Here is a 26,453-nt window from a genome sequence, read left to right as displayed (position 1 = left end):
TGCAGGAAACGCGGCGCTGTTGTCCACGCGTTGGCCAACCAACGCGCTTGTTACCGAACGGTATTGCTCACGGACAGTCGTACCTTCGGTCGAGCGGGTAGGTTCGTCACCGAGCGCCTGCCCTCTCGATTTCGCCAGTCTATCCGGCAAATTTTGTACCGGCAGGTAGCATGCGCGCGGGACTCCCGGTACCAGACAAATCACTTCTTTCGGAGCGGCCCCTGCTGCCCGATCGGGCCCGCCCGAATGGTTGTCGAGTCGCGGTCGGCGCATTGCGAACCGCCCGTTCAGCGGCCCTTCCGCGGCGATCGCGGCCGGCGCCGGGTCGGGCCTCGGTGGGTTGTCGGTCGACCGAACTAGGGTGAACGGCGTGCGTACACCCGTGTCCGATCCCGCGTCCGATTCGCGGCGCCCCGATCGAGGCCGGTGCCCGTGCCGCTGATCGTTCACCATGCGGCGCGAGCCGATGTGCTCGTCGACGCGCTCGCCGATCTGATGGCCGAACCGCTCGCCGATCCGTTCGCACCGGAGGTCGTCGCGGTCGCCGCCCGCGGTATGGAGCGGTGGCTCGCGCAGCGGTTGGCCCGGCGGCTCGGATCGCATCCCGATGCCGGCGGCGCCGATGTAGCGGACGGGGTGGCCGCCAATATCGACATGCCCTCGCCGGCCGAGCTGACCGATCGGGTGTTGCGCGGCCTGCACGGCATCGACCGCGCCGACGATCCGTGGATGCCCGAGGCGTTGATCTGGACGATCCTCGATCTGCTCGCCGACGGCGGCGCCGCCGTACCGCGGGTCGAACCCGGCGGCCGCTATACCTTCGCCGCCCGCGTCGCGCGCCTCTTCGCCTCCTACGCCGCCCAGCGGCCGACGGTCCTGCTGGACTGGACCGCCGGCCGCGATACCGACGGCGCCGATACCGCGCTGCCGGCCGACGCGCTCTGGCAGCCGCGGCTGTGGCGCGCGCTGTCCTCGCGCCTGACCGTCCCGGATCCGGCGACCCGGCTGGTGACGGCAGCCGACCGGCTCGGCGCCGACCCGACCGTGGCCGCGCTTCCCGACCGGTTGTCGGTGGTCGGCGCGACCCGACTGCCGACCGATCAGCTCACGGTGCTGCGGGCGCTGGCGGATCACCGCGACGTCCACCTGTGGATCACCCATCCCAGCCCGGCCTGGTGGGACGCGATCGGAGCGGCGCCGGGTCGGGCGGCCGGCGGTGTGCCGCCGCGCGCCTCGCTGCGCGCCCCGGCCCGTCGGGAACTCGCGGAGGTCCGGCCCGGGCATCCGCTGCTCGGCGGACTCGGCCGCGATGTGAGCGACCTGCACCGCAGGCTCGCACCCCTGACCGACCGCGATCACCTGCACGAGCCCGCCCCGCACGGAGAGCCCGCACCCCGCACCCTGCTCGCGCACCTGCAGGCCGATCTGCGCGCGGACCGACCCGCGACCCGCCCGGCCGACCCGCGCGCCGACGGCAGCATCGCCCTGCACGCCTGCCACGGTCGGCGGCGACAGGTCGAGGTGCTCCGGGAGCAGGTCCTGCATCTGCTGACCGCCGACCCGACGCTCGAACTGCGCGACATCGTGGTGATGTGCCCGGACGTCGAGGCCTTCGCTCCCCACGTGCGGGCGGTCTTCGGTGACATCACCGGAACGGACGCGCTCGGTGCGGCCGGGGTCGAACCACCGCACAGCCACCCCGGCCGACGGCTGTCGGTGCGCCTGGCCGACCGCGGAATCGGTGCGACCAACCCCTGGCTCGACGTGCTGGCGGAGGCGTTCGACCTCGCCCGCGACCGGGTGCCGGTCTCCCGGGTGCTCGAGCTGGCCGGCGCGCTGCCGGTGCGCACCCGCTTCCGGTTCGACGACGACGATCTCGACACGATCCGGACCTGGATGGCCGCGGCCGGCGCCCGGTGGGGGATCGGTCGACGCCAACGCAGCGCCTTCGGCCTCGCCGACATCGCCCAGGGCACCGTCGCGACCGCGATGGATCGGGTGGCGCTCGGGGTGGCGGCCGACGAACAGGACGAGCTGTGGCTCGGCCTCGCCCTGCCGCTCGACGAGGTCGGCAGCTCGGATATCGACCTGGTCGGCCGCTGGACGGAGTTCCTCGACCGCCTCGCCGCGGTGGTGCGGGACCTCTCCGGTGACTACGACGGCCCGGGCTGGGCCGAGCGGTTGGGACGCACCCTCGACCTGTTGACCGACGCGGACTTCGCGCACCGCTCCGACGCGGCGATCGCCCGCGCGATGGTCGCTGCCGCCTTCGGCCCGGGGACCGGGGCGATGCTCTCCGCCGCCGACGCGCGGGCGCTGTTCGCCGAGCGGCTCGCCGCGCGCCCGACCCGATCGAACTTCCGCACCGGCGAATTGACCGTGTGCACCCTGGTGCCGATGCGCAGCGTGCCGCACCGGGTGATCGTGCTGCTCGGTCTCGACGACGAGGTCTATCCGCGGGTGGGGGCCATCGACGGCGACGACGTCCTGCGCGCGCAGCCGCGGGTGGGTGAACGCGATCCGCGCAGCGAGGATCGGCAACTGCTCCTCGACTCGATCGGCTCCGCCGTCGACGCCCTGATGATCATCCACACCGGTTCCGACCCGATCACCGGCGGACGCCGGCCCCCCGCGGTGCCGGTGGGCGCCCTGCTCGACGTGCTCGAGGACATGGTCGGCCCGGCGGTGATGGAGGACATCGTCGTTCGACATCCCTTGCAGCCCTTCGATCGTCGCAACTTCGGCGCCGTCGCCCCCGATAGCCACGATGCCGCCGCGCTCGCGGGGGCCCTCGCCGCCGAGGACGTCCGGCCCGCGGCGGATCGCTACGCGCGGTTCGTCCTGGCGCCGCGCACCACCGAGACCATCGGGGTGGGGGAGTTGATGCGGTTCGCCGCCCACCCGATCGCCGAATTCCTCGCCGCGCGGCTCGGGGTGCGGCCGAACTCGGTCGAGCCGGATCGCAGCGACGAGCTGACCAGCGACCTCGGACCCCTCGACGGATGGAAGATCGGCGACCGGATCGTCGGGTCGTTGTTGACCGGGCGGACCATCGAGGACGTCCGCGCCGCCGAGTGGCGACGAGGTCTCCTGCCGCCGTTCGAATTCGGTCGGCGGGCGCTCGAGCAGGCCGCGGGCGACGCGGTCCCGCTCGCCGCCGCCGCGGCGGCCGACCGTCCGGGCGAGGCGACGGTCGCCGATATCGACGTCGACCTCGGCGACGGCCGCCGGCTGATCGGTGCGGTCGGTGGCATTCACGACGGGGTGATCGCGCGGGCGAGTTTCTCGCGACTGGGCGTCAAACAGCGCATGCAGGGGTGGATCGAATTGTTGGCGGTCCTGGCGGATGGTCGAACGGCGGTCCGCGGCGCGGCGATCAGCGGTCGGGCGATCCGCGGCCGACGCCCGGTCGCCCGGGCGGCGCTGCTGCCGCCGGAGGACCCGATCGCGGTGCTGCGGGACCTGCTCGATATGTTCGATGCCGGTATGGCGCAACCGCTTCCGGTCTCGCCCGAGGCGGCCGAGATCTACGCGCGGCGCCGCGAATCGGGGGACACCCCCGACGAGGCGTTCGATGCCGCCGAGCGTCGCTTCAGCGATCGCTTCGGTGGCTCGAACGACGAGGCGCTCCGATATTGCTTCGGCGCCGTTGATTTCGGCTCCTTCGCCACTGCGATGCCCGCCCCGCCCGGAGAGGAACCGACAGCTTTCGGTGCGTACGCGCGCCGGTTGTGGGCCCCCCTGCTCGACGCGGAGACCGTCGCCTTCGAACGGGGGCGCCGATGACCGCCGGTCGAACCGAGACCAGGCAACTGGACATTCTCGGAGAACTCCCCGCTCCCGGAACAACTCTCATCGAAGCCGACGCCGGTACCGGCAAGACCTATACCCTCGTGGCGCTGGCGACCCGGTTCCTGGCCGAGGGGGTGGTCGACGCCGAGCACCTGATGCTGGTCACCTTCAGTCGGGCGGCCACCCGGGAGCTGCAGGAGCGCATGAGGCTGCGCCTGGTCCAGACCCTGCGCGGGCTCGAGGCGCCGCCCGCCGCGGATGTCGCCGCCGACCCGGTGGTCGAGTTGCTGCGGGCCGGTACCGCCGAGCAGGTCGCCGCGCGCCGGGATCGTCTCGCCGCCGCATTGGGCAATTTCGACGCCGCCACGATCGTGACCACCCACGCTTTCTGCCGCCGCATGCTGGACGGCCTGGGGGCGATCGGGGCCGGCGAATCGGACGGGTCGACCCGCACCGATCTGACCGAGCTGACCCGCGAGATCGTCGACGACCTCTACCTGCGCACCTACGCCCGATCCGCCGAGCCGCCGCCCTTCGATCGTCGGGCGGCTTCGGCGATCGCCGAAGCCGCCATGCGGGATCGGCAGGCGGCGTTGGCGCCGACCGATGTCGACGGCACCGATGCGGCCGAGCGGGTGGCCTTCGCCGCCGCCGCCCGCGAAGAACTGCGCCGACGCAAGGCGATGTCGGGTATCCGCGACTTCGAGGACCTCCAGGAGGCCCTGCTCGAGCGGATCACCGACCCCGCTTCGGGGACCGAGGCCGTGCGACGGATTCGGGAACGCTTCACCGTGGTGTTGGTCGACGAGTTCCAGGACACCGATGACCGGCAATGGGAGATCCTGCGCACCGCGTTCGGAGCCGGCGGCGACGCCAACCGGTTGATCCTCGTCGCGGACCCCAAGCAGGCGATCTACGCCTTCCGCGGCGCCGACATCTTCAGCTATCTGCGGGCGCGCAACGATGCCGTCGACGGGGGTGCGCTGACCACCAATCGCCGCACCGACCAGCTGTTGATCGCGGGGCTCGACCACCTGCAGGGAGGCGCGGAACTCGGCAATCCGGAGATCGTCGTCGGTAGGCCCGGGGCCCATCGGACGCGCTCTCGATTGATCGACCCGGCGACCGGCGCCGCGCCGGCGCCGTTGGTCCTGCGCATGCTGGGACGCGACGCGGCGAGAGCCCCGGCCGATCGCGAGTTCCCGCCGGTCGCCGATATGCGTGCCGCGGTGGCCGCCGACGTCGCCCGCCGGATCGTCGAATTGCTCGACCGCACGGAGCGGCGGACGGACGGGGACGCGACCGAACCGCTGAGCCCCGGCGATATCGCCGTCCTGGTGCGGACCCACGGCCAGGTCGCCGCCGTCCGCGAGCATCTCGACGCCGTCGGGGTGCCGTCCGTCCCGATCGGTGGGACCAGCGTCTACGCCACCGACGCCGCCCGATGGTGGTTGGCGGTACTGCAGGCCGTCGAACAGCCCGCCCGCAACGGTCTGGTCCGATTGGCCGCCCTGACACCGGTATTCGGCTACACCCCGGCCGACCTCGATCGCGACCCCGACGGGATCGTCGCCCGGGTGGCCGACGAGCTCATCGCCGCGGCGCGGCTGATCGAACGGGTCGGGTACTCGGCGGCGCTGGAACGGTTGGCGCTTGTCGGAGACGTTCCGTTGGCGAGTCGACTGCTGCGGCTGTCGTCCGGTGGCCGCGACATCACCGACCTGCGCCATATCGCCGAGCTACTCGACACCGATGGCCCGATCCCGCCGGTGCCGACCGCGGTACGCCGGCTCGAACGCCGCATCGCGGAGCCGGAATCGGCCGGCGACGAACGCATTCGACGCCTCGACAGCGATGCCGACGCGGTCCAGCTCGCCACGATCCACGCCACCAAGGGCCTCGAATTCCCGGTGGTCTGTCTGCCCTATCTGTGGGACGCGGCGCGCAATCCGAAACCGGAGACGATGGTGCTGCACGACGGCAGTCGTCAGCGGCTGCTCGACGTCGGCGGCTGGCAGGCGCCGGGGGCGGCGCAGCGCTCCGGTAGCGCCACCGCCGAGATGGACGGCGAGGATCTGCGGCTGATGTACGTCGGACTCACCCGCGCCGAGAGCCGGGTGATCCTGTGGTGGGCGCCCTCGGTGGTCACCGCCAAATCGCCGCTGCACCGCATGCTCTCGCGCCCCGCCCAATCGCCGACCGTGCCGGCGGACGCGCTGCTGCCGTCGACCGACGACGCGGTCGACGCGGTGCTGCGGCGTTGGGCGCGCGAGGGGCCGGAGGGCGCGATCGCGATCGAGCGGTTGCGCGGCGAACCCGCCGAAGCGGTGACCTGGCAGCCGCCGACCCCTCCGGTCGACCGGTTGCGGGCGGCACGATTCGATCGCACCGTCGACACGACCTGGCGACGGTTGTCCTATACCTCGCTGACCGCCGGAGCCCATGCGGCGCCGGCGGAGGCTGAACGGCCGGCCGTGGTGATCGACGAGCCGGCGCCCGCCGAAGAGGTCGAGATCGATCGGGACGACATCCCCGTGGAGGACCCGCCCGCGCTGGTCGCCGAGGTGATCGACGATCCCGATGTGCCGGCGCGCTTCCGTTCGCCGATGGCGGATCTCCCGGCCGGCGCCGACTTCGGTGTCGTGGTCCACGAGGTGCTCCAGTTCATCGACACCTCCGCCGACGATCTGCGGGCGGAGGTCGCCCGAAGCTGCGCACAGGCGCAGCGCGAGGGCGGCCTCGAGGTCGACGTCGAGGCCCTGGCCGATGCGCTGACCGCGGTGCTGCGCACCCCGCTCGGGGCGGGCGCGGAGACCCTGGCGGCGGTCGGACCATCGGATCGGTTGTCCGAGATGGAATTCGAGCTTCCGCTGGCCGGCTCCGCCCCCGACGGTCGGCCGATCACCATCGCCTCGATCGCTCGGCTGATGCGCCGGATGCTGCCGGCGGACGACCCGCTCGCCGCCTACCCCGACCACCTCGCGCGGCTCGAACCGACGCGGCTGCGCGGCTACCTGACCGGAAGCATCGACTCGGTCCTGCGACTGCCCGGCCCGCGTTTCGTGGTGGTCGACTACAAGACCAACCGGGTCGGCGGGGAGGCGGTCGACATCCGCGGCTACGACGGCGCCGCGATGGCCGACGAGATGATCCGCTCGCACTATCCGCTCCAGGCGATCCTCTATGCGGTTGCGCTGCACCGTTATCTGCGTTGGCGGCTGCCCGGATACGACCCGATCCGGCACCTGGGCGGTATGAAGTACCTGTTCGTGCGGGCGATGGTGGGCGCCGACACCCCCGACGATCTCGGCGTCTTCACCTGGGAGCCGCCCGCCGAATTGGTTGTGGCCCTGTCCGACCTGTTGGGAGGACGGCGATGACACGGTCCGACCTGTTGGGAGGGCGGGAATGACGGTGGATCTCACCTTCGGGGTCGAGCGGGTGCAACGGCTGCAGCGGGCCGGTGGCCTGCTCGCCGACTTCAACACCGCCGCGGTGTTGACCGCCGCCGACGTCCATGTCGCATTGCGGCTCGGCGCGCTGGCGGGAGAGGCCGACGAAACCGTGCTGCTGGCAACGGCATTGACGGTGCGGGCGGTCCGCATCGGCTCGGTCTGCCTGGAGATCGGCCGGATGCGCGAGATCGTCGTCGACGACGGGGTGGCCCCCGACGAGTCGGCACCGATCGACCCGGACAGCCTCGACTGGCCCAGCCCCGAGGAGACGTTGGCCGCGCTGCGGCGCAGCCCCCTGGTGATCGGCGGCCCCGCCGGCCCGCTGCGGCCGCTGCGTCTGGTCGAGCGCGCCGACGGGATCGCGCTGCTCTACCTGGACCGGTACTACCGGCAGGAGGAGGTCGTGCGCAGCATCTTCGCCGAGCGCGCCGACAAGCGTTACCCGATCGACCTCGCCCGTCTGCAGGGCGAGCTCGACACGCTATTCCCCTCCGCCGGTGACGATCGGCAGCGGAGCGCAGCACTGATGGCGGCCACGCATGCGACGACGATCCTCATCGGCGGTCCCGGCACCGGTAAGACGTACACGATCGCCCGCATCCTGGCGGCGCTGATCCGCACCGCCGACCGGCCGCTGCGGGTGGCATTGGCCGCACCGACCGGCAAGGCGGCGGCGCGGATGCAGGAGTTGGTTCGCCAGCAGGCCGCGGAAGTGGGCCTGACCAACGAGTTCTCGGCGATGACCCTGCACCGACTGCTCGGCAGCAAGCCGGGGACCCAGAGCCGGTTCGAGCACGACGCGCACAACCGGCTTCCGCACGATGTGGTGGTCGTCGACGAGACCTCGATGGTGCCGCTGACCATGATGGCCCGGCTGCTCGAGGCGCTGCGCCCCGATGCCCGGCTGATCCTGGTCGGCGATCCCGACCAGCTGACCTCGGTCGAAGCCGGGGCGGTGCTGGCCGACCTGGTCGCGACGTCCACCCGCGAGCCGTCCGCCACCGCCTCGCGCACCGGGTCCGGTGCGGACTCGGGCGCAGACATCCGGCCCGTTCCGGCCGCCGACACCGCGGTGGCGTCGGGCGCTGCCGATGTCGAGGTGGCGTCGGGTGCGGAGGCCGCGGTGGCGACCGATCCGTCCGGCATCGTGCGGCTGGTCCGCCCGCACCGTTTCGGCGGCCGCATCGCCGACCTGGCCGACGCGGTGCAGCGCGGCGACGAACATCTGGTGCTCGACATCCTCGCGGCCGGTGGCGACGAGGTCGTCCTCGACGCGCCGGACCGGCTCGGCCCGGTGCGCGCCGACACCGTCCGGGCGGCCCGGGCGGCCACCGAGGCGGCCGCCGTGGGCGACGCCGCCGCGGCGCTGCACATCCTCGAATCCCACCGGGTGCTCTGCGCGCACCGCGCCGGCCCGTCCGGGGTGCGGACCTGGGCGCGGCGGGTGCGCGAATGGCTCGACGACGACGGTGTCGACACCCGCGGCGGCGGCACCCCCTGGTTCCCCGGGCGACCGCTCCTGGTGACGGCCAACGACTATCGCCTCGGCCTCTACAACGGTGACACCGGGGTGATCGTCAGCGGTCCCGACGGGGTGCCGATGGCCGCCTTCCCACCGGAGGTCGCCGGGGGATCGGCGCGGCTGGTGCACCCCAGTGCGCTTTCCGCGGTGCAGACCGCCTATGCGATGACGATCCACCGCAGCCAGGGCAGCCAGTTCAAGGAGGTATCGGTCATCCTTCCCGCGGCTCCCTCCGCTCTGCTGAGCCGAGAGTTGCTGTACACCGCGATCACCCGGGCGCGAAGCCGGGTGCGTCTGATCGGCACTCCCGAGGCGCTCGCCGCCGGGGTCCGCCGCCGCGTCCAGCGCACCAGCGGCTTGCGCTGATCGCCGAGTCCCGAACCGATTGCAACACCGCCGGCCGAGAGCGGAATGGTCAGCGGCTGACGGCCTTGCGGAACCGCCAGGACGCCACCGGGATGAAGATCGCCAGGATGACGAAGCACCACAGCAGGCTCGCGAGCACCGGGTTCTGCAGCGGCCACACATCCGGCGGAGGGTCGAGCGGATTGGTATTGCCGAATAGCTCCCTGGTCGCTTGGACCACCGCCGATATCGGATTCCAGTAGGCGATATCGCGCAGCACGCCCGGCAGGTCCTCCGCCCGGACGAAGGCGTTGGCGATGAACGTCAACGGGAAGATCACGATGAAGCTCGCGTTGTTGAAGACCTCGGGACTGCTGATCGACAGGCCGATGGTGGCCATCACCCAGGACAGCGCGTAGCCGAAGAACAACAACAGCGCGAAGGCGGCCAACGCCTCGAGCGGTGACGAGCGGATGCGCCAGCCGACCACCAGTCCGGTGAGCACCATGACGACCAGGCTGATTCCGTTGATCACCACGTCGCTCATCGTGCGGCCGAAGAGCACCGACGACGGTGACATCGGCAGGGTGCGGAACCGGTCGATGATGCCCTTCTGCAGGTCCTCGACCAGGCTCAACCCGGACCAGGTCGACCCGAAGACGATCGTCTGCACGAAGATGCCCGCGATCAGGAATTCGCGGTAGGACATGCCGGGGATCTCGATCGCCGACCCGAAGATGTAGGCGAACACCAGCACGAACATCACCGGCGAGAGCAGGGTGAAGACCAGCAGATCCGGCAGACGTTTGATCTTGATGAGATTGCGCTTGGCGAGGGTGAGGCTGTCGTCGAGCACGGTCAGAGGTGAGTTCATGCGGGATCTCCGGTGGCGGTGGCCGTTTCGGCCGGGGAACCGGTCAGGGTCAGGAAGACGTCGTCGAGGGTCGGGCGCCCGATGCCGACGTCGATCGGGGTGATGTCGTGGTCGCGCAGGATCGTCAGCGCGTCGATCAGCGCCGCGGACGCCGCCGGGACCGATACCGAGATGCGGTCGTCGGCACTGTCGACCTGCAGCGCGCCGGGCCAGACGCCCTCGAGGACCGGGCGGGCCCGATCGGCGTCGCCGGCGGCAAAGCCGAGGTCGATGCGCTCGCCCGCGGTGCGCCGCTTGAGTTCGTCGGCGGTGCCCAGGGCGATCACCCGACCGTGGTCGATCACCGCGATGCGGTCCGCCAGAGCATCCGCCTCCTCGAGGTATTGGGTGGTCAGCAGCAGGGTGGTCCCCCCGGCGACCAGCTCTCGGATCACGTCCCACAGGCCCAGTCGGGCGCGCGGATCGAGGCCGGTGGTCGGCTCGTCGAGGAACAGCACGGCAGGGTTTGCCACCAGGGCGCCGGCCAGGTCGAGTCGGCGGCGCATACCGCCGGAGTACCCCTTGACCGGCCGGTCGGCGGCGTCGGAGAGATCGAAGCGTTCCAACAGTTCACGTGCCCGCTCGCGGGCCCGCTTGCGTCCGAGGTGGTAGAGCCGCCCGACCATGTCGAGATTCTCGAAGCCGGTGAGGTGCTCGTCGACCGCGGCGTACTGGCCGGAGACCCCGATATGAGATTTGAGGGTGCCCGGGTCGGCGAGGACGTCGATCCCGTCGACCACCGCGGTGCCGGAATCCGGCCGCAGCAGGGTGGTGAGGACCCGGATGGTGGTCGTCTTGCCGGCGCCGTTCGGTCCGAGCAGGCCGAAGACCGTGCCGCGCGGGACAGCGAGATCCACTCCGTCGAGGGCGGTCACATCGCCGTATCGCTTGATCAGGCCGGTGGCCACGATCCCGTAGTCGTCCGTCGCGGTCACCATCGTGTGCTCCGCATCCGTCAGTCGCCTCTCGTCGTGGGCCCACATTCGGACACAACGGGTACATGGACGCGGCCAACGCTACAACGGCCCTCCGACACCCGGCATCCGATTTTGTCGTCGCCGGCGGCGGGCTACCGGGACGCGGCGGTGGGCGGCACCGGGCGGGCGGGCGCGCGCAAACCGAGCTCGGCCAACTCGAGGGCGGCGAGCCTTTCGATCGCCGCGGTATCGCCGTTGCGCCAGGCGGCGGCGGGATCGGGGTCGATCGCCACCAGCTTGCGCACCGGTTTGGTCGTCAGGGCCCGCAGCGCCAGCAGATCGGAGTCGAGCGCCCGCGCCGCCGCCGCGGAACCGGCGGCGCGCGCGTAGCGCAGCCGCAGCGGCAACCAGATGGTCAGCATCGGCAGGATGCCGGTAATCGCGATCACGATCGCCAACCCGAGCGCTATCGTGCCGACCGTATCCGATTGGTAGCGACCGGCTTCCGCCAACGTCGTACCGGCGGCGGTGCCGGAGCCGAGCGCGTTCGCGAGGCTGTCGCCGATGAACGGCACATCGGAGGTCGCATCCGACGCGCGTTGGAAGGTATCGCCGATGAAGGTGCCGGCCTGCCCGATAGCGTCCGCCGGTCCCCGCAACCGGCCGACGAGATCGAAGACGAGGGTGCCGACCAGAATCCAGCCGGCCACCCAGGCCACCGCGATCAGATCCCCGAAGACTTGGCGCGCCAGCCGGGCCGGACGCTCCGCATAGAATCGCATGCGCCGACTCTAGTTTCGTCCCACAGGACCGGCGCGGCCGCCGTTCCGACGGGCCGAAGCGGGCCCTCCGATCGGCCCGTCGCGGCCGGGCGCCGGAAGGGCCGCCGACTACGGCGAAGGATCCTCGACCGCTTCGGAGCCGGCGAGCGCCGCCATGACCGCCCGCACCCGCGGGTTGTCCGACAGCTGCTCGACCGAGACCGCCTTGCCGTCGGCGTCGGCCAGCGGAATGCACCAGTTCGGGTACATCCGCTCGTCGGTTCCCGGCTGGTTCTGCGTGCGGTGTTCGCCGACGGTGTCGACCAGGGCCGCCGCGACCAACAGCGACGGCGTGCACGCGATCAGCCGATGCAGCGCGACGATCGTCCCCTCGGTCGACGCCGCCTCCTCGTCGGAGAGCAACCCCCGCTGCCGGGCCAGATCGAGCACCGCGTTGCGGCGCTTCGCGTCCAGGGCGAGTTCCTCCTCGACCGGACGCTCGAGCAGGCCGAGCCGGTCGCGCAATGTGATGTGTTCACCCGCAAGGTAACCGGCGGTCGGCGGGAGATCGTGCGTCGTCACCGCCGTCATGGCGCGGTTGCGATAGACCTCCGGGGGACGCGGCACGTCGTCGTCGTGCTCGAACCACAGGATCGAGGTACCCAGCAGGCCGCGCTCGCTCAGATACTGCTGCACATAGCCCTCGAAAACTCCGAGGTCCTCGCCGATGATCACCGCGCCGGCCTGCTGCGCCTCGAGCGCCAGGATGCCGATCAGCGCGTCGTGGTCGTAGTAGACGTAGGTGCCCTGCTCGGGGGTCATCCCGGCCGGGATCCACCACAGCCGGAACAACCCGAGGATGTGGTCGACCCGCAGTCCGCCCGCATGCCGCAACGCCGCTGCGATCATGTCGCGGAACGGCCGATATGCGCTCTGCGCGAGCCGATCCGGGCGCCAGGGCGGCTGGCTCCAGTTCTGGCCCATCTGGTTGAACACGTCCGGCGGAGCGCCCACGGTCACCGATCGGGCCAGCGTATCGGCCAGCGCCCAGGCGTCCGCGCCGTCGCTCGCCACCCCGACCGCCAGATCGTGCACGATGCCGATGCGCATCCCCGCCTCGCGGGCGGCGGCCTGCGCGGTCGCCAACTGCTCCTGCGTCACCCATTGCAGCCAGCGGTAGAAGTCGACGCGGTCGGCGTGCTTGGCGGCCTGCTTGCGGACCCACTCGCCGGACGGATCGGCCGCCTTCTGCGCCCACCGGGGGTCGTCCGCGCCGAGCCGCTCGCGCAGGACACACCAGATCGCGAACAATTCGAGGCTCTCGCCCTCGCGTTCGAGGAAGCTGCGGTACGCGTACTCGCGGGCGGCCGACCGGGGCACCTGGTGGATATGGGCCAGCGCGTCGTACTTGGCCCGCAGGACCTTGCTGCGCTTGATCCGCCGCGGATTGACGTTCTCGTGGGCGAACCGACGCCCGGTCTCCGCGATGCCCGCCCGGACCTTCGGATTGAGATAGCCGTACTCGGGAATGTCCTCGATACGGATGTACAGCGGGTCGACGAAGCGGCGGCTCGTCGGCAGATAGGGGGAGTTCTCGAACGGCGCCACCGGGGGAGCTCCCGCGTGCACCGGGTTGATCGAGACGAAGTCGGTGTCGTACTCGGAGCCGAAGATGGTGGCCAGATCGGCCAGGTCGGCGAAGTCGCCGACACCGCGCGAACGGGTCGACCGCACCGAATAGAGCTGGGTGGTGATGCCGGTGAGGCGATCACCGAGATGGTCGGCGGTGTCCAACCGATCGGGGGTGACAGCCAGCGGCGTCTCGGCGATCCGCGCCTCGCCGTCGACCTCGGTGCCGGCCCGGATCGTATGCCAGCCCAGCGGCAGGTCGGTGGGGATGGCGAAGGTGGCCCGTCCGGTCAGGACCCCGTCGACCGTGCGCGGATCGACCCAGACGTCCAGCTGCTCGAGGTCGATCTCGACGCCGTCCTCGAGGACCACGCCGGCGTGTGCGGGCGCGCCGTGCGGGACGTGCACGGCGACCTCGGCCGGTCGGCCGGCGCGCGTGACCACCACGGGCGGCAGCATGTCGCGCCACGGGGCGAGCTCGGTCGCGGCGATCTCGGCGCGCAGCTCCTCGACGGTGTCGACCGGGTGATCCAACGCCCGCAGGACCGCCTCGAGGGTGTCCTCGGATACCGCGCGTTGTCGGCCGTCCCAACCGATGTAGTCGATGGCGAGCCCGCAACGGCGGGCCAGGTCGCGGAGGAGTTCGGACCGTTCGGGGGAGGAATCCGGCACGGTTCGATCCTTGTGCACCGGACCGGTTCTGTCGACCGCTCGGCCGGTGATGTTCGCCGGGCCGCCCATCGGTGTCGATCGCCGCGACACCTGCCCGTTCCGCGCCCGGCCGGCGTGCCTAATACGGCGACCATCCGCCGACCGCCCGGCGGTGCCCTGCCGGGCGGTCGGCGGTGATAACGGCCCGGACGCGGGGGTGAAACGGGTCGGACTCGGGGCGCTCTGCCCGAACCGGCGGCGACCGCGATCCCGTGGCGGTCCGGCCGCGGTTTTTCCCGTTCGACCGGCCGAATATGCGGGCCCGGGCGGTCGGGCGACGCGGGTCGGTCGGCCGCAGGCGGGTTCGGCCGGACACGGCGGGCATAGGCATATGCCGGCCGATGGGAATTCTGGGACAGTGGACAGTGCGTTCGCCCGGGAACGCACGATCGGGCGGGAACGGAGGCGGCGATGAACGATACCGGCGGTTTCGAGGCGTCCGACGCCTCCGCCGGTCGATCCACGGATGCGGGCGATCTCGAGGGCGCCCGCGCACGATGGGTCGAGCGCATCGCCGGCTATTGCGAGAGCGGTCGTCTGCCCGGCAGTCATCCGGAGTTGTCCGACGACGCGGCCCTGCTGGTCGCCGAGGGGCTGCTCGATCCGCGGACCCGCCGCACCTTGGCCACCCGCCGCGCCGCCGGACGGGGGATTCCCTCCATCGGTGGTTTCGGGGACCTGCGTCGGATTCGGGAGGAGGTCCGCTGGCTCGACGACCTCGCCGAGCGGCATCCGACCGCCGTCGCCGGTGCGGTGCTCGCCCAGCGCCGCGCCGCGTTGACCCGGCGGATCCGGCACCTGCGCGGACGGATCGAACTGTCCGCCGACCACTTCGCCACCGGGATGCGCGCGATTCGCCGCGACCGCCGGGACGGCACCTATCTGGATCTCGAACAGCGTGCCGCGCTCTTCGACGCCCTGACCTGGACCCCGACCCCGCTCGGCGCCGGCCCCGCACCGCTGGCGCGACTGGTCGCCGGGTCCTTGACCGCCACCGCCCGGGTGGTCGACAACCCGCGCAGCGCCGCCCTGTGGGCGCGGGCGCCGCGGGCGATCGCCGCTCCGGACCCCCGCCAGGTCGCCGAACGACTGCGGCGGGCGGCGGGCGCCGACGAGGCGCGATTCTCGGATCGCTACGACACGCTGCGGTACCTGGCGGGGAACTATTACGACCGCATCCGGCATTCGCGCGCCTGGTACTCGGACTGGTTCGCCGTCCAGCGGGCCCAGATCGATCCGGTGACCGAACTGATCGACACCGCGATCGATATCGAGGAACTGCGCCGGCTCGATCGGGAACTGGCTCGCGTCGAGCGCACCGAGACCGAACGCACCGCACAGTCGGGTACCGCGGACGAGGTGGGAGTGCGCGAGATCGGCAAGCGGCGTGCCGCGCTCGAGCCGGTCTGGTCGGAGCTGGTCGAGCGGGTCGCGGCCTGTGCGCGATTGGTCGATCTGCTCGAGGACACCGACCGGCATATCGCCGCCGCGCCCGCGGCTTCGGCCGCGGCCGCGATGGATTCGCGGATCGATCGATTGATCGCGCGGTCCGGACAACGGGAAATTTCGACGGACAATACCCACTATGTCGGCGATCAGCTCGATTACGGGCATCTGCCCCCCGGCGAATAACGATCGGGTACCGATAACCGGTTCGTCGCTGGATAAACCGGCAACTGTTCGCGACTCGTAAGCCATTTGTGTCTCAACCTTGGCGTCAGCCGGCAGGAAAATCGTGCATGCTGGTAGAGGCGGGTCGGGACGTGCCTTCTTCGGTGGCATCACATGGGTGGGCGGAATGGAGGAATTGGGGATGACTCGGACCGGCCTTCTCTTATCGAGCGTCGGCTAGGCGACGGGGGTGCGCTTTCATGTGGATCCCTCGTCTTCGGTTCCGCCTTTCGAACAGGTGCGTATGCAGATCGTCGTCGGTGTACGCGACGGCGTGTTGATCGCCGGAACTCGATTGCCCACCGTTCGCGGTCTCGCGGCGGAACTGGGAATCGCTCCCAATACCGTCGCCCGCACCTATCGCGAACTCGAACGCCAGGGAGTTCTGGTCACCCGCGGCCGCTCCGGGACGTTCATCGCCGACGGGGTCGACCCCTCTCGCGCCGCCGCCGAACGGGCCGCCGCCGAGTATGTGCGCATCGCGCGGCGGCTCGGTGTCCGTGACGAGGAGATCGTCGCCCTGGTCGACGGCGCCGTCCGGGGGCCGGTCGAGGCCGGCTGAGCCCCGTCGCCCGGCGTCCGGAACGCCCGATCCCACCGCGGGACCCGTTACGGCACGCTTCCGGTCGCCCGATTCGCACCGTATTCACGGGGTGGTTGTTCGGCCTGTCGGTCGACGGATGCCTCGGTGATCGGGCACTCTCGATTCGGAGAGCCGGCATAGTCGGCCGGGCCGGGGCTGAACGGGAGTGGCGACGTTGTTCGATATGAGCAGTGGCATGAGCAACCTGGCGTTGCTGTTTGCGCGTGTCGCCCTCGGTGTCGTGTTCATCGCTCACGGCTGGCGCAAGCTGATCCAGGACGGCATGGACGTGACGGTCGCGCGGTTCGCTGCGGCGCTGTCCAACATCACGTTGATCAACGGAATCAGCATCGAAACCCCGTCGAGTGCCATCACCGTGATCGCCTATCTGGTGACCTTCCTCGAACTGCTCGGCGGGCTGGCGATCATCGTCGGATTCCTGATCAAGACGGTCTGCATCCTGTTGACCATCAACCTGTTCGGTGCGTTCCTGCTGGTGCACATGTCGAACGGGGTGCTGCTGGTCAACGCACCCTTCGAGGGCGGCGGATATGAACTGGTCGCCGCGCTCGGCGCCGCTTGCATTCTGTTGGCGGCCCACGGTCCCGGAAAGATCAGCATCGCGGGCACCCTCATCAAGTGACCGGGACCGGTCGGATCACGTGACGGGGGAGCGGCCGGTCAGCGCCAACTGGGCAGCCACAGCTCCTGCTGCCACATCCCGGTACTGATCGGCAGGCCGGTCAGGATCGGCCACAGCCATACGAAGTTGGCGATCACCACCGCCAGATAGAGACAGACCACCAACAGCCCGGTACGCCGCCGCTCGACCGACGCATCGGCGGGTCCGAGCACGCTCGCGAGGACCAGGGCGAAGCCCATCACCATGAACGGTGCCGCCGGAACCATGTAGAAGAAGTACATCTGTCGATCCAGCGACGCGAACCAGGGCACGATCCCGGCGCCGTAGGCGGCCAGTACCGTCCCGTAGCGCCAATCGCGGCGCACGATCGCCATCCAGGTGAGCCAGGCGAGCATCGGCAGACTCAGCCACCACATCGCCGGCACCCCGACGAGCAGGATCGCCTTGACGCAGGACTCCGTCCGGCAGCCGGAGACGTTCTCGCTGTCGACGTAGTAATAGAGGAGCGGACGCAGGCTCATCGGCCAGGCGAACGGTTTCGACTCCCACGGATGGTGGTTGCCCGCGGAGTTGGTCAGCCCCTCGTGGAACTTCAGCGACTGCGCCGAGTAGTAGATCAGCGCCCGCAGATCGTCGGGTACCCAGCCGAAGAAGCCCCCCTCGGGGACCTGATTGCCGACGACGTGTCGATAGACGCCGGTCTCCGAGGCGAACCACGGCAGGTAGCTGAGCAGGTAGACGACCAGCGGAATGCCGGTCAGCGCGTAGAGCGCGGGGCCGATATCGCGGATCGCGGTGCCCTTCCAGGGCTTGCGCACCCCGTACGCCCGCCGCGCCGCGACGTCGAAGGCCACCGACATCAGACCGAAGACGGCGATGTAATAGAGCCCCGACCACTTGGTGCCCAACGCGAGACCCAGCAGCACCCCCGCGCCGAAGCGCCACCACCGCACGCCCAGACGCGGCCCGTAGTCGCTCAGGCCGATCGTGCCGCGGGCCGCCGCGGCGGCCATCCGTTCGCGCACCCGATCCCGGTCGACGATCAGGCAGCCGAAGGCGCCGACGACGAAGAGCGCCTGGAAGATGTCGAGCATCCCCATCCGCGATGAGATGAACAGCACGCTCTCGAAGACCGCGAGCAGCCCTGCGATCGCGCCGATCAGCGTCGAGCGGGTCATGCGGCGCACGATCCGGGTGACCAGTACGACGATCGCCACCCCGCTCAGGGCGGCGATGATGCGCCACCCCCAGGCGTTGTAGCCGAGCAGCAGTTCGCCGATCGCGATCATCTGCTTGCCGACCGGTGGGTGCACCACCAGGCCGTAGCCGGGGTTGTCCTCGAGCCAGCCGTTGCCCAGCAATTGGTACGCCTGGATGACGTAGTGCTTCTCGTCGAAGACCGGGGTGCCCGCGTCGGTCGGATAGTTCAGCAGCGTCAGCCGGGTGATCGCGGCGAGGGCGCCGATCACCGCGGTGACGATCCAACCGCGGCGTCGATCGGTGGGGCCGAAGGACTCGGCCGTCGCGATCGGTCCGGGGGAGGCGATCGATGATCCCTCGCCGGACGCCCGACGTTCCTGAATCACCACGGCCACCGGACGATAGTAGGCCGTCGGCGAACCGGCACCCGACGGCGCCGGGTGGCCGTGCCGGTCGGGCGGCGATTGGACGTGGGTTGGGGCCGGGTTGGGCTCAGCCGACGGTGGCGTGCTCGGATCGATGGGAGACGATCTGGTCGTACCAGGTGCCGATCGCCTCGATCGCGCGCGCGGCCTCCGGCACCGCGTCCGCGACGATGTGGAAGACGTGCAACTGGTTGTGCCAGACCTGCAGTTCGCAGTCGACACCCGCCGCGGCCAACCGCTGCGCCATCAACTCGGCGTCGGCGACGATCATCTCCGTCGAACCCACCTGGATGAGCACCGGCGGCAGACCCCGCAGATCCGCGTCCACCGGGCTGATGCGGTCGCTGCCGCCGCGGCGCGCGTCGGCGCGATCCGACGACTCGACCAGACGGCGCAGAGCCGCTGCGGGGATCACCGCGCATCGATCGACGTTGGGGTGCGCGAGCTTGCCGGTCGGATCGAGATCGGTCAGCGGGGACATCCCGACGATCGACCCCGGCAGCGGCAGGCCGCGGTCGCGGGCGGCAAGGGCGATCGAGAAGGCCAGGAAGCCGCCGGCGGAGTCGCCCGCGATCACGATGTCCTGCGGGGCGTAGCCGCGGCCGAGCAGGTATCGGTAGCCGTCGAGGCCGTCCTCGATCGCCTCGTCGATGCTGTAGCGCGGCAGCATGCGGTAGTTGACCGCGAGCACGTCGGCGCGGCAGCTGCGCCCGATCCGGGCGGCGAGGCGGCGATGGGTGTTCAGTCCGCCGGCCATGAAGCCGCCGCCGTGGGTATAGAGGACCGCCCGTCCGTCGGTCTCGGTCGACCGGTCGGTGGGGGCGATCCACTCGGCCCGACACTTCGGCAGCCGGATCGACGTATTTCGGGTACCCGCCAGGCCCGGCAGGGCGCCCGCGACCGCGTCGACCAGGCAGGCCGGCCAGGGCAGGCGCGGTTCGGTCGCCCAGGCGGCGATCACCGGTCGCACCGTCAGCCGCGATCCCCAACCGAAGAGGCGGGCGGCGACGCTGGTGCCGGTGATCTCGACGCGTCGTGGAGCCGCGATCGGTGTTGCGGCGCCGGTATTTCGGGTTCCCGACGTTTCCATGTGAATGGTCACGGTGACCTCCTCGTCCCCGAAGACCAACGATGACATGACGATTGGTCAAATATCGGGGAATGAGCAGCCTTTTATGGCGTGGATCACGTGACGTGGCGTAAATCCTGCCCGAATGGAGAGGTACGTGGTCCCATTCGGCCCGGGATTACTCGGCAGGCGCGTCGATATACCGGGGGAAAATCGGCGCCGGCGCCGGAAGCGGCGTGCCCGGAACCAATCGATTGCCGATTGCGGCAAATGTCCGACCAGCCTCGTCGACGCCCAACAGGTCGAGCAGCGTCGCGCCGCTGGTCGGCATCACCGGGGAGACCAGCAAGCCGACGATCCGCAGCACCTCGAGCGTCACCCACAGCACGGTGGCCATCCGGGCCGGATCGGTCTTGCGCAGTACCCACGGTTGCTGGGCGGAGAAGTACCGGTTGGTCTCTCCCAGGACCCGCCAGATCTCCCCGAGCACGAGATGCAGCTGTAGATCGGCGATGTGGGTGCGCGACAGCGCGAGCAGGGCGTCGGCCTTGGCGAGCAGCTCCTCGTCGTCCGCGGTGAGCGGGCCGGGCTGCGGGACGACGCCGTCGCAGTTCTTGGCGACCATCGTCAGCGACCGCTGGGCCAGGTTGCCCAGCTCGTTGGCCAGGTCGGCGTTGATGCGGGTGACGATGCCGTCGTGGCTGTAGCTGCCGTCCTGTCCGAACGACACCTCGCGCAGCAGGAAGAACCGCAACTGGTCGAGGCCGTACTCGGCGACCAATTCCAGCGGGTCGATCACATTGCCCACCGACTTGGACATCTTCTCGCCCTTGTTGAACAGGAAGCCGTGGGCGAAGACCCGCTTGGGCAGCGGCAGTCCGGCCGACATGAGGAAGGCCGGCCAGTAGACGGTGTGGAAGCGGGTGATGTCCTTGCCGATCATGTGCAGATCCGCCGGCCAGAACGTCCGGTAGAGCTCGCTGTCGGTGTCCGGGAAGCCGGCACCGGTCAGGTAGTTGGTCAACGCGTCGACCCAGACGTACATGACGTGCTTCTCGTCGCCGGGGACCGGAACGCCCCAGTCGAACGTGGCCCGCGAGATCGACAGGTCTTTCAATCCGCCCGAGACGAATGCGGTCATCTCGTTGCGGCGGGTCGCCGGCTCGACGAAACCCGGCTGCGTGGCGTAGAGCTCGAGCAGCTTGTCCTGGTACGCCGAGAGGCGGAAGAAGTAGGACGACTCCTCGGTCCACTCGACCGGGGTGCCCGATTCGGTGGCGATACGCACACCATCCTCGCCGACGGTGGTCTCGTTCTCGGTGTAGTAGGCCTCGTCGCGCACCGAATACCAGCCCTCGAAGGCGCCGAGGTAGATGTCGCCGTTGGCGGCCATCCGCTCCCAGATCGCGGCGCTGGCCGCGTAGTGATCGGGATCGGTGGTGCGGATGAAGCGGTCGAAGGTGATGCCGAGTGCGCGCTGCAACCGTTCGAAGACATCGGAATTGCGGCCCGCGTGCTCGGCGGGCGAGACGCCGGCCTTCGCCGCGCTCTGCGCGACCTTGAGGCCGTGTTCGTCGGTACCGGTCAGATAGCGGACGCGGTAGCCGTCCATGCGCTTGAAGCGAGCGACCATGTCGGTGGCGATGTACTCGTAGGCGTGGCCGATATGCGGTGCGCCGTTGGGGTACGCGATCGCCGTGGTGATGTAGAACGGCGCGCCTGCGCCACCGGTCTCCGACCGGTCTGTGGGGTCGCTTGCTGCAGTCATGGTGGATCAACCCTAGCGCCCGTCCATCGGCGTCCGCCGATCGCCGCCCGGCCGTAGCGGGCCCCTATTCTGGCGCGGTGAGCAAGCGCAAGCCCCCACCGCCGGATCCGGAGCGCCTCGCCCCGCTGATCGATTCCCATACGCATATCGATTCCGGCGGCAACCGCACCCCCGAGCAGGTCGCCCGAGTGCTCGACCGGGCCTCGGCCGTCGGCGTGGGCGCGGTGGTCACCGTCGCCTGCGATATGGCCCAGGCACGGTGGGTGGTCGACGCCGCGCACTGGGACGAGCGGGTCTACGCGGCCACCGCGGTCCATCCCACCGACGTCGACGAACTCGACGATGCCCACCGCGCCGAACTGGCGCGGTTGGCGGCCGACCCGCGGGTGGTGGCGATCGGTGAGACCGGGTTGGACTGGTACTGGCTGGGCAAGCGCGAGGGCGTCGCGGAGCCCGACACCCAGCGCGAGGCTTTCGCCTGGCATATCGACCTGGCCAAGCGACTGAACAAGCCGCTGATGATCCACAACCGGGAAGCCGACGACGATCTGCTCGACGTCCTGCGCGCCGAGGGGGCCCCGGAGACGGTGGTGATGCACTGCTTCTCGTCCGGCCCGGCGATGGCGAAGACCTGTCTGGACGCGGGCTGGATCCTCAGTTTCGCGGGCAATGCCACGTTCCGGAATGCGCTCGACCTGCGCGAGGCGGTGGCGTCGGCGCCGATCGATCGCATCCTGGTCGAGACCGATGCGCCCTATATGACGCCACATCCGTACCGCGGCACCACGAACGAGTCCTACGTCCTGCCGTATACCGTTCGCGGGATCGCCGAGTTGCGTGGGGAAAACCCGGAAGACCTCGCGGAAGCGACGACACGGACCGCCCGGTCAATCTTTGGTATAGAACCCTGAACGCACTGGTCGGAGGCGGTGATGAGGGGGGAGGGCCGCTCGGCTCGGACATCTCCGGGTTGCCGGTCCGCGTGCGAGTCGTTACCGTACCGTGACAGCCGCGCCCGCTCCGAACGGATGCCGGACACGGTAACCACCGCAGCAGCACCAGAGGAATCAGTCACGTGACCGTTTCGTCAGCACCGAACGGGTCGTCGCCGCAGCCGCAGGGCAGGCCGACCGCCGGAATCGCAGGCAGGCACTCCGCCGAACGGTTCGGCCCCGAGACCGCACCCTGGTACGCCTCGCGCACCGCACTGCTCGACCGTCCCGCACCGTTGGTGCCCGAGGACGACAGCGTCCTCGGTGCGCCGGCCCCCGAGACGGACGCCATCCCCACCGGGCCGAAGCATCGCGCGGTCGACCTCGGCAAGCTGAACCGCTCGCGTTCGCCGTTGCTGTTCGGAGTCCTGACCGCGGTGCTCACCAGCCTCGGCGCGGGCGCCGGATACGTCATCTCGGCGCAGAAGACCGTCACGGTCGACGTCGACGGCGCCGCCACCACCGTCAGCACCCTCAAGTCGGATGTCGGCGCGGTGCTCGCGGAGGCCGGCTACACCGTCGGTGCGCAGGACGCGGTCTTCCCGTCCGTCGATTCCGGTCTCGGTGACGGCAGCACGATCGAACTGCGCCGCGCCCGGCCGGTCGAGGTGACCATCGACGGCCAGTCCACCGAGTTGATGATGACCGCGCTGACCGTCGGCGAGGCGGTCAACGATCTCGGCCTGCCGAACGACGTGCACGTCTCGGAGCCCGTCGACGCACAGGTCCCGCTCGACGGCACCAGCCTCGACATCGTGACCGCCAAGGCGGTCACGGTCGACGACGGCGGAGCCGCTCCCGCGGGCCACCGCATCGCCGCCCCGACCGTCGGCGACTACCTCGCCGCCCTGGGCACCCCGCTCGGCATCAACGACACCAGCGTTCCGGCCGCCGACGCCGTGGTCACCGAGGGCATGACGATCGACGTCACCCGTCGCACCACCGAGGTCCAGTCCGGCCAGGACCAGGTGAACCTGCCCGATATCCGCATCGAGGACCCGACGCTGAGCGCCTCGCGCAGCATCGTCGAGGACCCGGGCGCCCCCGGCCTGCGCAACGTCACCTGGTCGGTCGATCTGGTCAACGGCGAGGAGACCGGCCGCCGCGAGATCGCGTCCACCGTCATCGAGCAGGCCACCCCGCGTACCGTCCGGGTCGGCACCAAGCCCGGCACCGACGTGCCCTCGGTCGCGGCCGGTTCGGTCTGGGATCAGCTCGCGCAGTGCGAGGCCACCGGCAACTGGGCGATCAACACCGGCAACGGATTCTTCGGCGGCCTGCAGTTCGACCAGAACACCTGGGCACGGCACGGCGGTCTCGACTTCGCCCCGCGCGCCGACCTCGCCACCCGCGAGGAGCAGATCGCGGTGGCGACCAAGACCCAGGCCGCTCAGGGCTGGGGTGCGTGGCCGTCGTGCACCTCGCGGCTGGGTTTGCGCTAGCGTTTCCTGCGTGAGTGATCCGGGCACCGGGGGGACCCGACTGTTGGGGCCCGCCGAGGTCCGTGCGCTGGCCGCCGATCTCGGGGTGCGCCCGACCAAGCAGCGCGGCCAGAACTTCGTCCACGACGCGAATACCGTCCGCCGAATCGTCGCCGCGGCCGGCATCGAACCCGGCGAGCGCGTCCTCGAAGTCGGTCCGGGTCTCGGCTCGCTGACCCTGGCGCTGCTCGACGCGGGGGCCGAGGTCGTCGCGGTCGAGATCGATCCGATTCTTGCCGGCGGGCTGCCCGCCACGGTGGCGCGGTTCGCGCCCGCCGCGGCCCAGCGCCTGTCCGTGGTCACCGCCGACGCCCTCCACGTGACCGCCGACCGGCTCGGACCGGCCCCGACCGCTCTGGTCGCCAATCTGCCCTACAACGTCGCCGTGCCGGTGCTGCTGCACCTGCTGGCCGAGGTGTCGACGCTGCGCACCGCCCTGGTGATGGTCCAGGCCGAGGTGGCCGACCGATTGGCCGCCGGACCGGGCTCGCGCACCTACGGCGTCCCCAGCGTCAAGGCCCGCTTCTACGGCACGGTCGACCGCGCCGGCGCCGTCGGCCGGGCGGTCTTCTGGCCGGAGCCGAACGTCGAGTCCGGCCTGGTGCGGGTGCGCCGCTACGACCGGTCGCCCTGGCCGACCGATCCGGAACTGCGGGCGGAGACCTTCGCCGCCGTCGACGCGGCGTTCGCCCAGCGGCGCAAGACATTGCGCGGCGCGCTGAGTTCCTGGGCCGGCGGTGCCCCGGCGGCCGAGCTGCGCCTGCGGGCCGCCGGTATCGACCCGTCCGCGCGCGGCGAGACCCTCGACGTCGCCGACTTCGTGCGGCTCGCTCAGGTCACCCGCGGCGACCTCGCCGCTGCGGCGGTGGACGGCGATGTCTGACGGCGGGCTGCGCGTGGTGCGCGATCCGGTGGTCGTCCGGGCGCCGGCGAAGATCAATCTGCTGCTCGGCGTGGGGGATCTGCGCCCGGACGGCTATCACGACCTGAGCACCGTCTTCCAGGCGGTCTCGCTCTACGACGAGATCGAGGTGCTTCCGGCGGCTCAGTTGTCGGTCGCGGTGATCGGTGAGCAGTCCGCCGTCGTGCCCACCGACCGCACGAACCTCGCCTGGCGCGCCGCCGAATTGCTCGCCCGCAAGGTCGGGCGGCCCGCGGACGTCGCGATCACCATCCGCAAGGGGATCCCGGTCGCCGGTGGGATGGCCGGCGGCAGCGCCGACGCCGCCGGCACCCTGTTGGCCCTCGACACGCTCTGGGGCTGCGAACTGTCCCGCGACGAATTGTCCGCTCTGGCGGCGAAGTTGGGCAGCGATGTCCCGTTCTCGTTGCACGGCAACACCGCTCTGGGTACCGGCCGCGGCGAACGTCTGGTGCCGACGCTGTCGCGGGGGCGGCTGGAATGGGTGCTCGCCCTGGCCAAGGGCGGCCTGAGCACCCCCGAGGTCTACGGCGAACTCGATCGACTGCGCGCCGCGGGCGACCCGCCGCGGGTGGCCTCGCCCGACGGGCTGCTGCGCGCGCTCGCCGCCGGCGACGTCGATCAGGTCGCCGCCGCATTGGGCAACGACCTGCAGGCCGCTGCGCTGTCGTTGATGCCGATCCTGCGGCGCACGCTGCGGGCCGGTGTCGAGGCGGGGGCGTTGGCGGGCATCGTGTCCGGCTCCGGGCCGACGTGTGCCTTCCTGTGCGCGGACGGTGACGCCGCCCTCAAGGTGGCCGCCGAACTCGCCGGGGCGGGGGTATCGCGGACGATCCGGCTCGCCTCCGGCCCCGTCGGGGGTGCCCGCACCGTCGAGCGCACCGTCGAAGGCTTCCCCGGCTGATCGGGGTACGTCCGATCGGTGTCGATCGGATCGGGGCGTATAGGACGTTGGTCGACCCGAACAGCCGCGACCGGCCGGGCGTGCTGCAATAGGCGATGCCTTCGTCCGGACAATGGGCGGCGTTCCTGCTCGCCTCCATACTGTTCATCCAGGTCCCCGGCCCGAGCCTGCTGTTCATCCTCGGGCGCGTGCTGACCGTCGGGCTGCGCCGCGCGCTGCTGTCGGTGGTCGGCAATGCGGCGGGGCTGGTCACCCAGGCGCTGCTGGTCGCGGTGGGGCTCGGCGCGCTGGTCGCCGCGAGCGCCACCGCGTACACCGCGCTGAAGGTGGTCGGCGCCTGCTACGTCATCTGGCTGGGTATCCGGGCGATCCGACATCGCGGGGCCGCGCGGGCGGCGCTCGCCGACCCGACGCCGGAGCCCGCGGCGGGCGCGTCGCTGCTCGTCGGTTATACCGTCGGGGTGACCAACCCGAAGACGGTGGTGTTCATGGTGGCGTTCCTGCCCCAGTTCACCGACCCGGGCGCGTCCGCGATGCCGCAGATCGCGTTGCTCGGACTGGTTTTCGCGGTACTGGCCTGCGCGTCCGACAGCGTATGGGCGGCGGTGGCCGGTCGGGCCCGGCGCTGGTTGGCCCGCGAGCCGCGCCGGCTGGACGTGATGGGGGCGACGGGCGGCGTGATGCTGGTCGGCCTGGGCACCACGATGCTCGTGCGCCGGTAGCGCCCGACCGCACCCCGGGGCGGGCGAC

Annotated in this window: 18 protein-coding genes; 11 read left to right on the top strand and 7 right to left on the bottom strand. The window is 70.7% G+C overall.

What is annotated here, in order from left to right; translation table 11 throughout:
* Positions 1–432 precede the first annotated feature (432 nt).
* From recC to recD, 3 genes are read left to right on the top strand one after another with little or no spacing between them, the layout of a single operon-like run.
* A complete protein-coding gene (recC, locus tag MB1_RS15945) occupies positions 433–3,786 on the top strand; it encodes an exodeoxyribonuclease V subunit gamma (RefSeq protein WP_084351930.1) in 3,354 nt (1,117 codons plus the stop codon).
* Positions 3,783–7,172, top strand: a complete 3,390-nt coding sequence (locus tag MB1_RS15940; RefSeq protein WP_066909316.1) for a UvrD-helicase domain-containing protein — start codon at positions 3,783–3,785, stop codon at positions 7,170–7,172. Before recC ends, MB1_RS15940 begins: the two co-directional genes overlap by 4 nt.
* 28 nt (positions 7,173–7,200) lie before the next feature.
* Positions 7,201–9,135, top strand: a complete 1,935-nt coding sequence (recD, locus tag MB1_RS15935) for an exodeoxyribonuclease V subunit alpha (RefSeq protein ID WP_066909313.1) — start codon at positions 7,201–7,203, stop codon at positions 9,133–9,135.
* Between the two features lie 49 nt (positions 9,136–9,184).
* Here recD and MB1_RS15930 read toward each other — a convergent pair whose 3' ends face one another.
* From MB1_RS15930 to malQ, 4 genes are all read right to left on the bottom strand, one after another.
* Positions 9,185–9,988 carry an ABC transporter permease gene (locus tag MB1_RS15930; protein WP_066909312.1) on the bottom strand — a complete coding sequence of 268 codons (804 nt, stop codon included), beginning with the start codon at positions 9,986–9,988 and terminating at the stop codon, positions 9,185–9,187.
* Complete coding sequence (locus MB1_RS15925) at positions 9,985–10,965, bottom strand: ATP-binding cassette domain-containing protein (RefSeq protein WP_066909549.1); 981 nt, start codon at positions 10,963–10,965, stop codon at positions 9,985–9,987. Before MB1_RS15925 ends, MB1_RS15930 begins: the two co-directional genes overlap by 4 nt.
* Positions 10,966–11,096: 131 nt before the next feature.
* On the bottom strand, positions 11,097–11,726 hold the full coding sequence (locus MB1_RS15920; RefSeq protein ID WP_066909309.1) for a hypothetical protein: 630 nt from the start codon (positions 11,724–11,726) through the stop codon (positions 11,097–11,099).
* Positions 11,727–11,834: 108 nt separating this feature from the next.
* Entirely contained in the window at positions 11,835–14,075 is a 2,241-nt protein-coding gene (gene malQ, locus MB1_RS15915; RefSeq protein ID WP_084351929.1) for a 4-alpha-glucanotransferase, read from the bottom strand.
* A 381-nt stretch (positions 14,076–14,456) separates the two neighbouring features.
* Between malQ and MB1_RS15910 the strand changes: the two genes are divergently transcribed.
* The 3 genes from MB1_RS15910 to MB1_RS15900 all read left to right on the top strand — a co-directional run bounded on the left by MB1_RS15910 (position 14,457) and on the right by MB1_RS15900 (position 16,942).
* Positions 14,457–15,677: a hypothetical protein gene (locus MB1_RS15910; protein WP_066909306.1), complete on the top strand. Its 1,221-nt coding sequence runs from the start codon at positions 14,457–14,459 to the stop codon at positions 15,675–15,677.
* Positions 15,678–15,960: 283 nt separating this feature from the next.
* Positions 15,961–16,278, top strand: a complete 318-nt coding sequence (locus tag MB1_RS15905; protein ID WP_066909302.1) for a GntR family transcriptional regulator — start codon at positions 15,961–15,963, stop codon at positions 16,276–16,278.
* Positions 16,279–16,483: 205 nt separating this feature from the next.
* Positions 16,484–16,942 carry a DoxX family protein gene (locus tag MB1_RS15900; RefSeq protein ID WP_084351969.1) on the top strand — a complete coding sequence of 153 codons (459 nt, stop codon included), beginning with the start codon at positions 16,484–16,486 and terminating at the stop codon, positions 16,940–16,942.
* 38 nt (positions 16,943–16,980) lie between these two features.
* Here MB1_RS15900 and MB1_RS15895 read toward each other — a convergent pair whose 3' ends face one another.
* From MB1_RS15895 to metG, 3 genes are all read right to left on the bottom strand, one after another.
* On the bottom strand, positions 16,981–18,537 hold the full coding sequence (locus MB1_RS15895) for a dolichyl-phosphate-mannose--protein mannosyltransferase (protein ID WP_439646953.1): 1,557 nt from the start codon (positions 18,535–18,537) through the stop codon (positions 16,981–16,983).
* Between the two features lie 97 nt (positions 18,538–18,634).
* Positions 18,635–19,669, bottom strand: coding sequence for an alpha/beta hydrolase (locus MB1_RS15890; RefSeq protein WP_245650218.1), 1,035 nt, complete (start codon positions 19,667–19,669; stop codon positions 18,635–18,637).
* Positions 19,670–19,814: 145 nt separating this feature from the next.
* Positions 19,815–21,404, bottom strand: a complete 1,590-nt coding sequence (gene metG / locus MB1_RS15885; protein WP_066909296.1) for a methionine--tRNA ligase — start codon at positions 21,402–21,404, stop codon at positions 19,815–19,817.
* Between the two features lie 77 nt (positions 21,405–21,481).
* Here metG and MB1_RS15880 point away from each other — a divergent pair, with 77 nt between their 5' ends.
* The 5 genes from MB1_RS15880 to MB1_RS15860 all read left to right on the top strand — a co-directional run bounded on the left by MB1_RS15880 (position 21,482) and on the right by MB1_RS15860 (position 26,425).
* On the top strand, positions 21,482–22,315 hold the full coding sequence (locus MB1_RS15880; RefSeq protein WP_066909293.1) for a TatD family hydrolase: 834 nt from the start codon (positions 21,482–21,484) through the stop codon (positions 22,313–22,315).
* A 371-nt stretch (positions 22,316–22,686) separates the two neighbouring features.
* A complete protein-coding gene (locus tag MB1_RS15875; RefSeq protein ID WP_066909537.1) occupies positions 22,687–23,838 on the top strand; it encodes a resuscitation-promoting factor in 1,152 nt (383 codons plus the stop codon).
* A 10-nt stretch (positions 23,839–23,848) separates the two neighbouring features.
* Complete coding sequence (gene rsmA / locus MB1_RS15870; protein ID WP_157084107.1) at positions 23,849–24,760, top strand: 16S rRNA (adenine(1518)-N(6)/adenine(1519)-N(6))-dimethyltransferase RsmA; 912 nt, start codon at positions 23,849–23,851, stop codon at positions 24,758–24,760.
* A complete protein-coding gene (locus tag MB1_RS15865; protein WP_066909287.1) occupies positions 24,753–25,703 on the top strand; it encodes a 4-(cytidine 5'-diphospho)-2-C-methyl-D-erythritol kinase in 951 nt (316 codons plus the stop codon). The genes rsmA and MB1_RS15865 overlap by 8 nt, the downstream gene beginning before the upstream one ends.
* A 95-nt stretch (positions 25,704–25,798) precedes the next feature.
* A complete protein-coding gene (locus MB1_RS15860; RefSeq protein WP_066909284.1) occupies positions 25,799–26,425 on the top strand; it encodes a LysE family translocator in 627 nt (208 codons plus the stop codon).
* Positions 26,426–26,453: the final 28 nt, after the last annotated feature.

This window comes from Millisia brevis NBRC 105863 (genome assembly GCF_001552615.1).
GTDB lineage: Bacteria > Actinomycetota > Actinomycetes > Mycobacteriales > Mycobacteriaceae > Millisia > Millisia brevis.
This window is presented reverse-complemented; position numbering and strand designations above follow the sequence as displayed.

Coding starts and splice junctions, on each gene's coding strand:
- MB1_RS15940 (WP_066909316.1), top strand. CDS start 3,783: ATGACCGCCGGTCGAACCGAGACCAGGCAACTGGACATTCTCGGAGAA.
- recD (WP_066909313.1), top strand. CDS start 7,201: ATGACGGTGGATCTCACCTTCGGGGTCGAGCGGGTGCAACGGCTGCAG.
- MB1_RS15930 (WP_066909312.1), bottom strand. CDS start 9,988: ATGAACTCACCTCTGACCGTGCTCGACGACAGCCTCACCCTCGCCAAG.
- MB1_RS15925 (WP_066909549.1), bottom strand. CDS start 10,965: ATGGTGACCGCGACGGACGACTACGGGATCGTGGCCACCGGCCTGATC.
- MB1_RS15920 (WP_066909309.1), bottom strand. CDS start 11,726: ATGCGATTCTATGCGGAGCGTCCGGCCCGGCTGGCGCGCCAAGTCTTC.
- malQ (WP_084351929.1), bottom strand. CDS start 14,075: ATGGGCGGCCCGGCGAACATCACCGGCCGAGCGGTCGACAGAACCGGT.
- MB1_RS15910 (WP_066909306.1), top strand. CDS start 14,457: ATGAACGATACCGGCGGTTTCGAGGCGTCCGACGCCTCCGCCGGTCGA.
- MB1_RS15905 (WP_066909302.1), top strand. CDS start 15,961: ATGCAGATCGTCGTCGGTGTACGCGACGGCGTGTTGATCGCCGGAACT.
- MB1_RS15900 (WP_084351969.1), top strand. CDS start 16,484: ATGAGCAGTGGCATGAGCAACCTGGCGTTGCTGTTTGCGCGTGTCGCC.
- metG (WP_066909296.1), bottom strand. CDS start 21,404: ATGACTGCAGCAAGCGACCCCACAGACCGGTCGGAGACCGGTGGCGCA.
- MB1_RS15865 (WP_066909287.1), top strand. CDS start 24,753: ATGTCTGACGGCGGGCTGCGCGTGGTGCGCGATCCGGTGGTCGTCCGG.
- MB1_RS15860 (WP_066909284.1), top strand. CDS start 25,799: ATGCCTTCGTCCGGACAATGGGCGGCGTTCCTGCTCGCCTCCATACTG.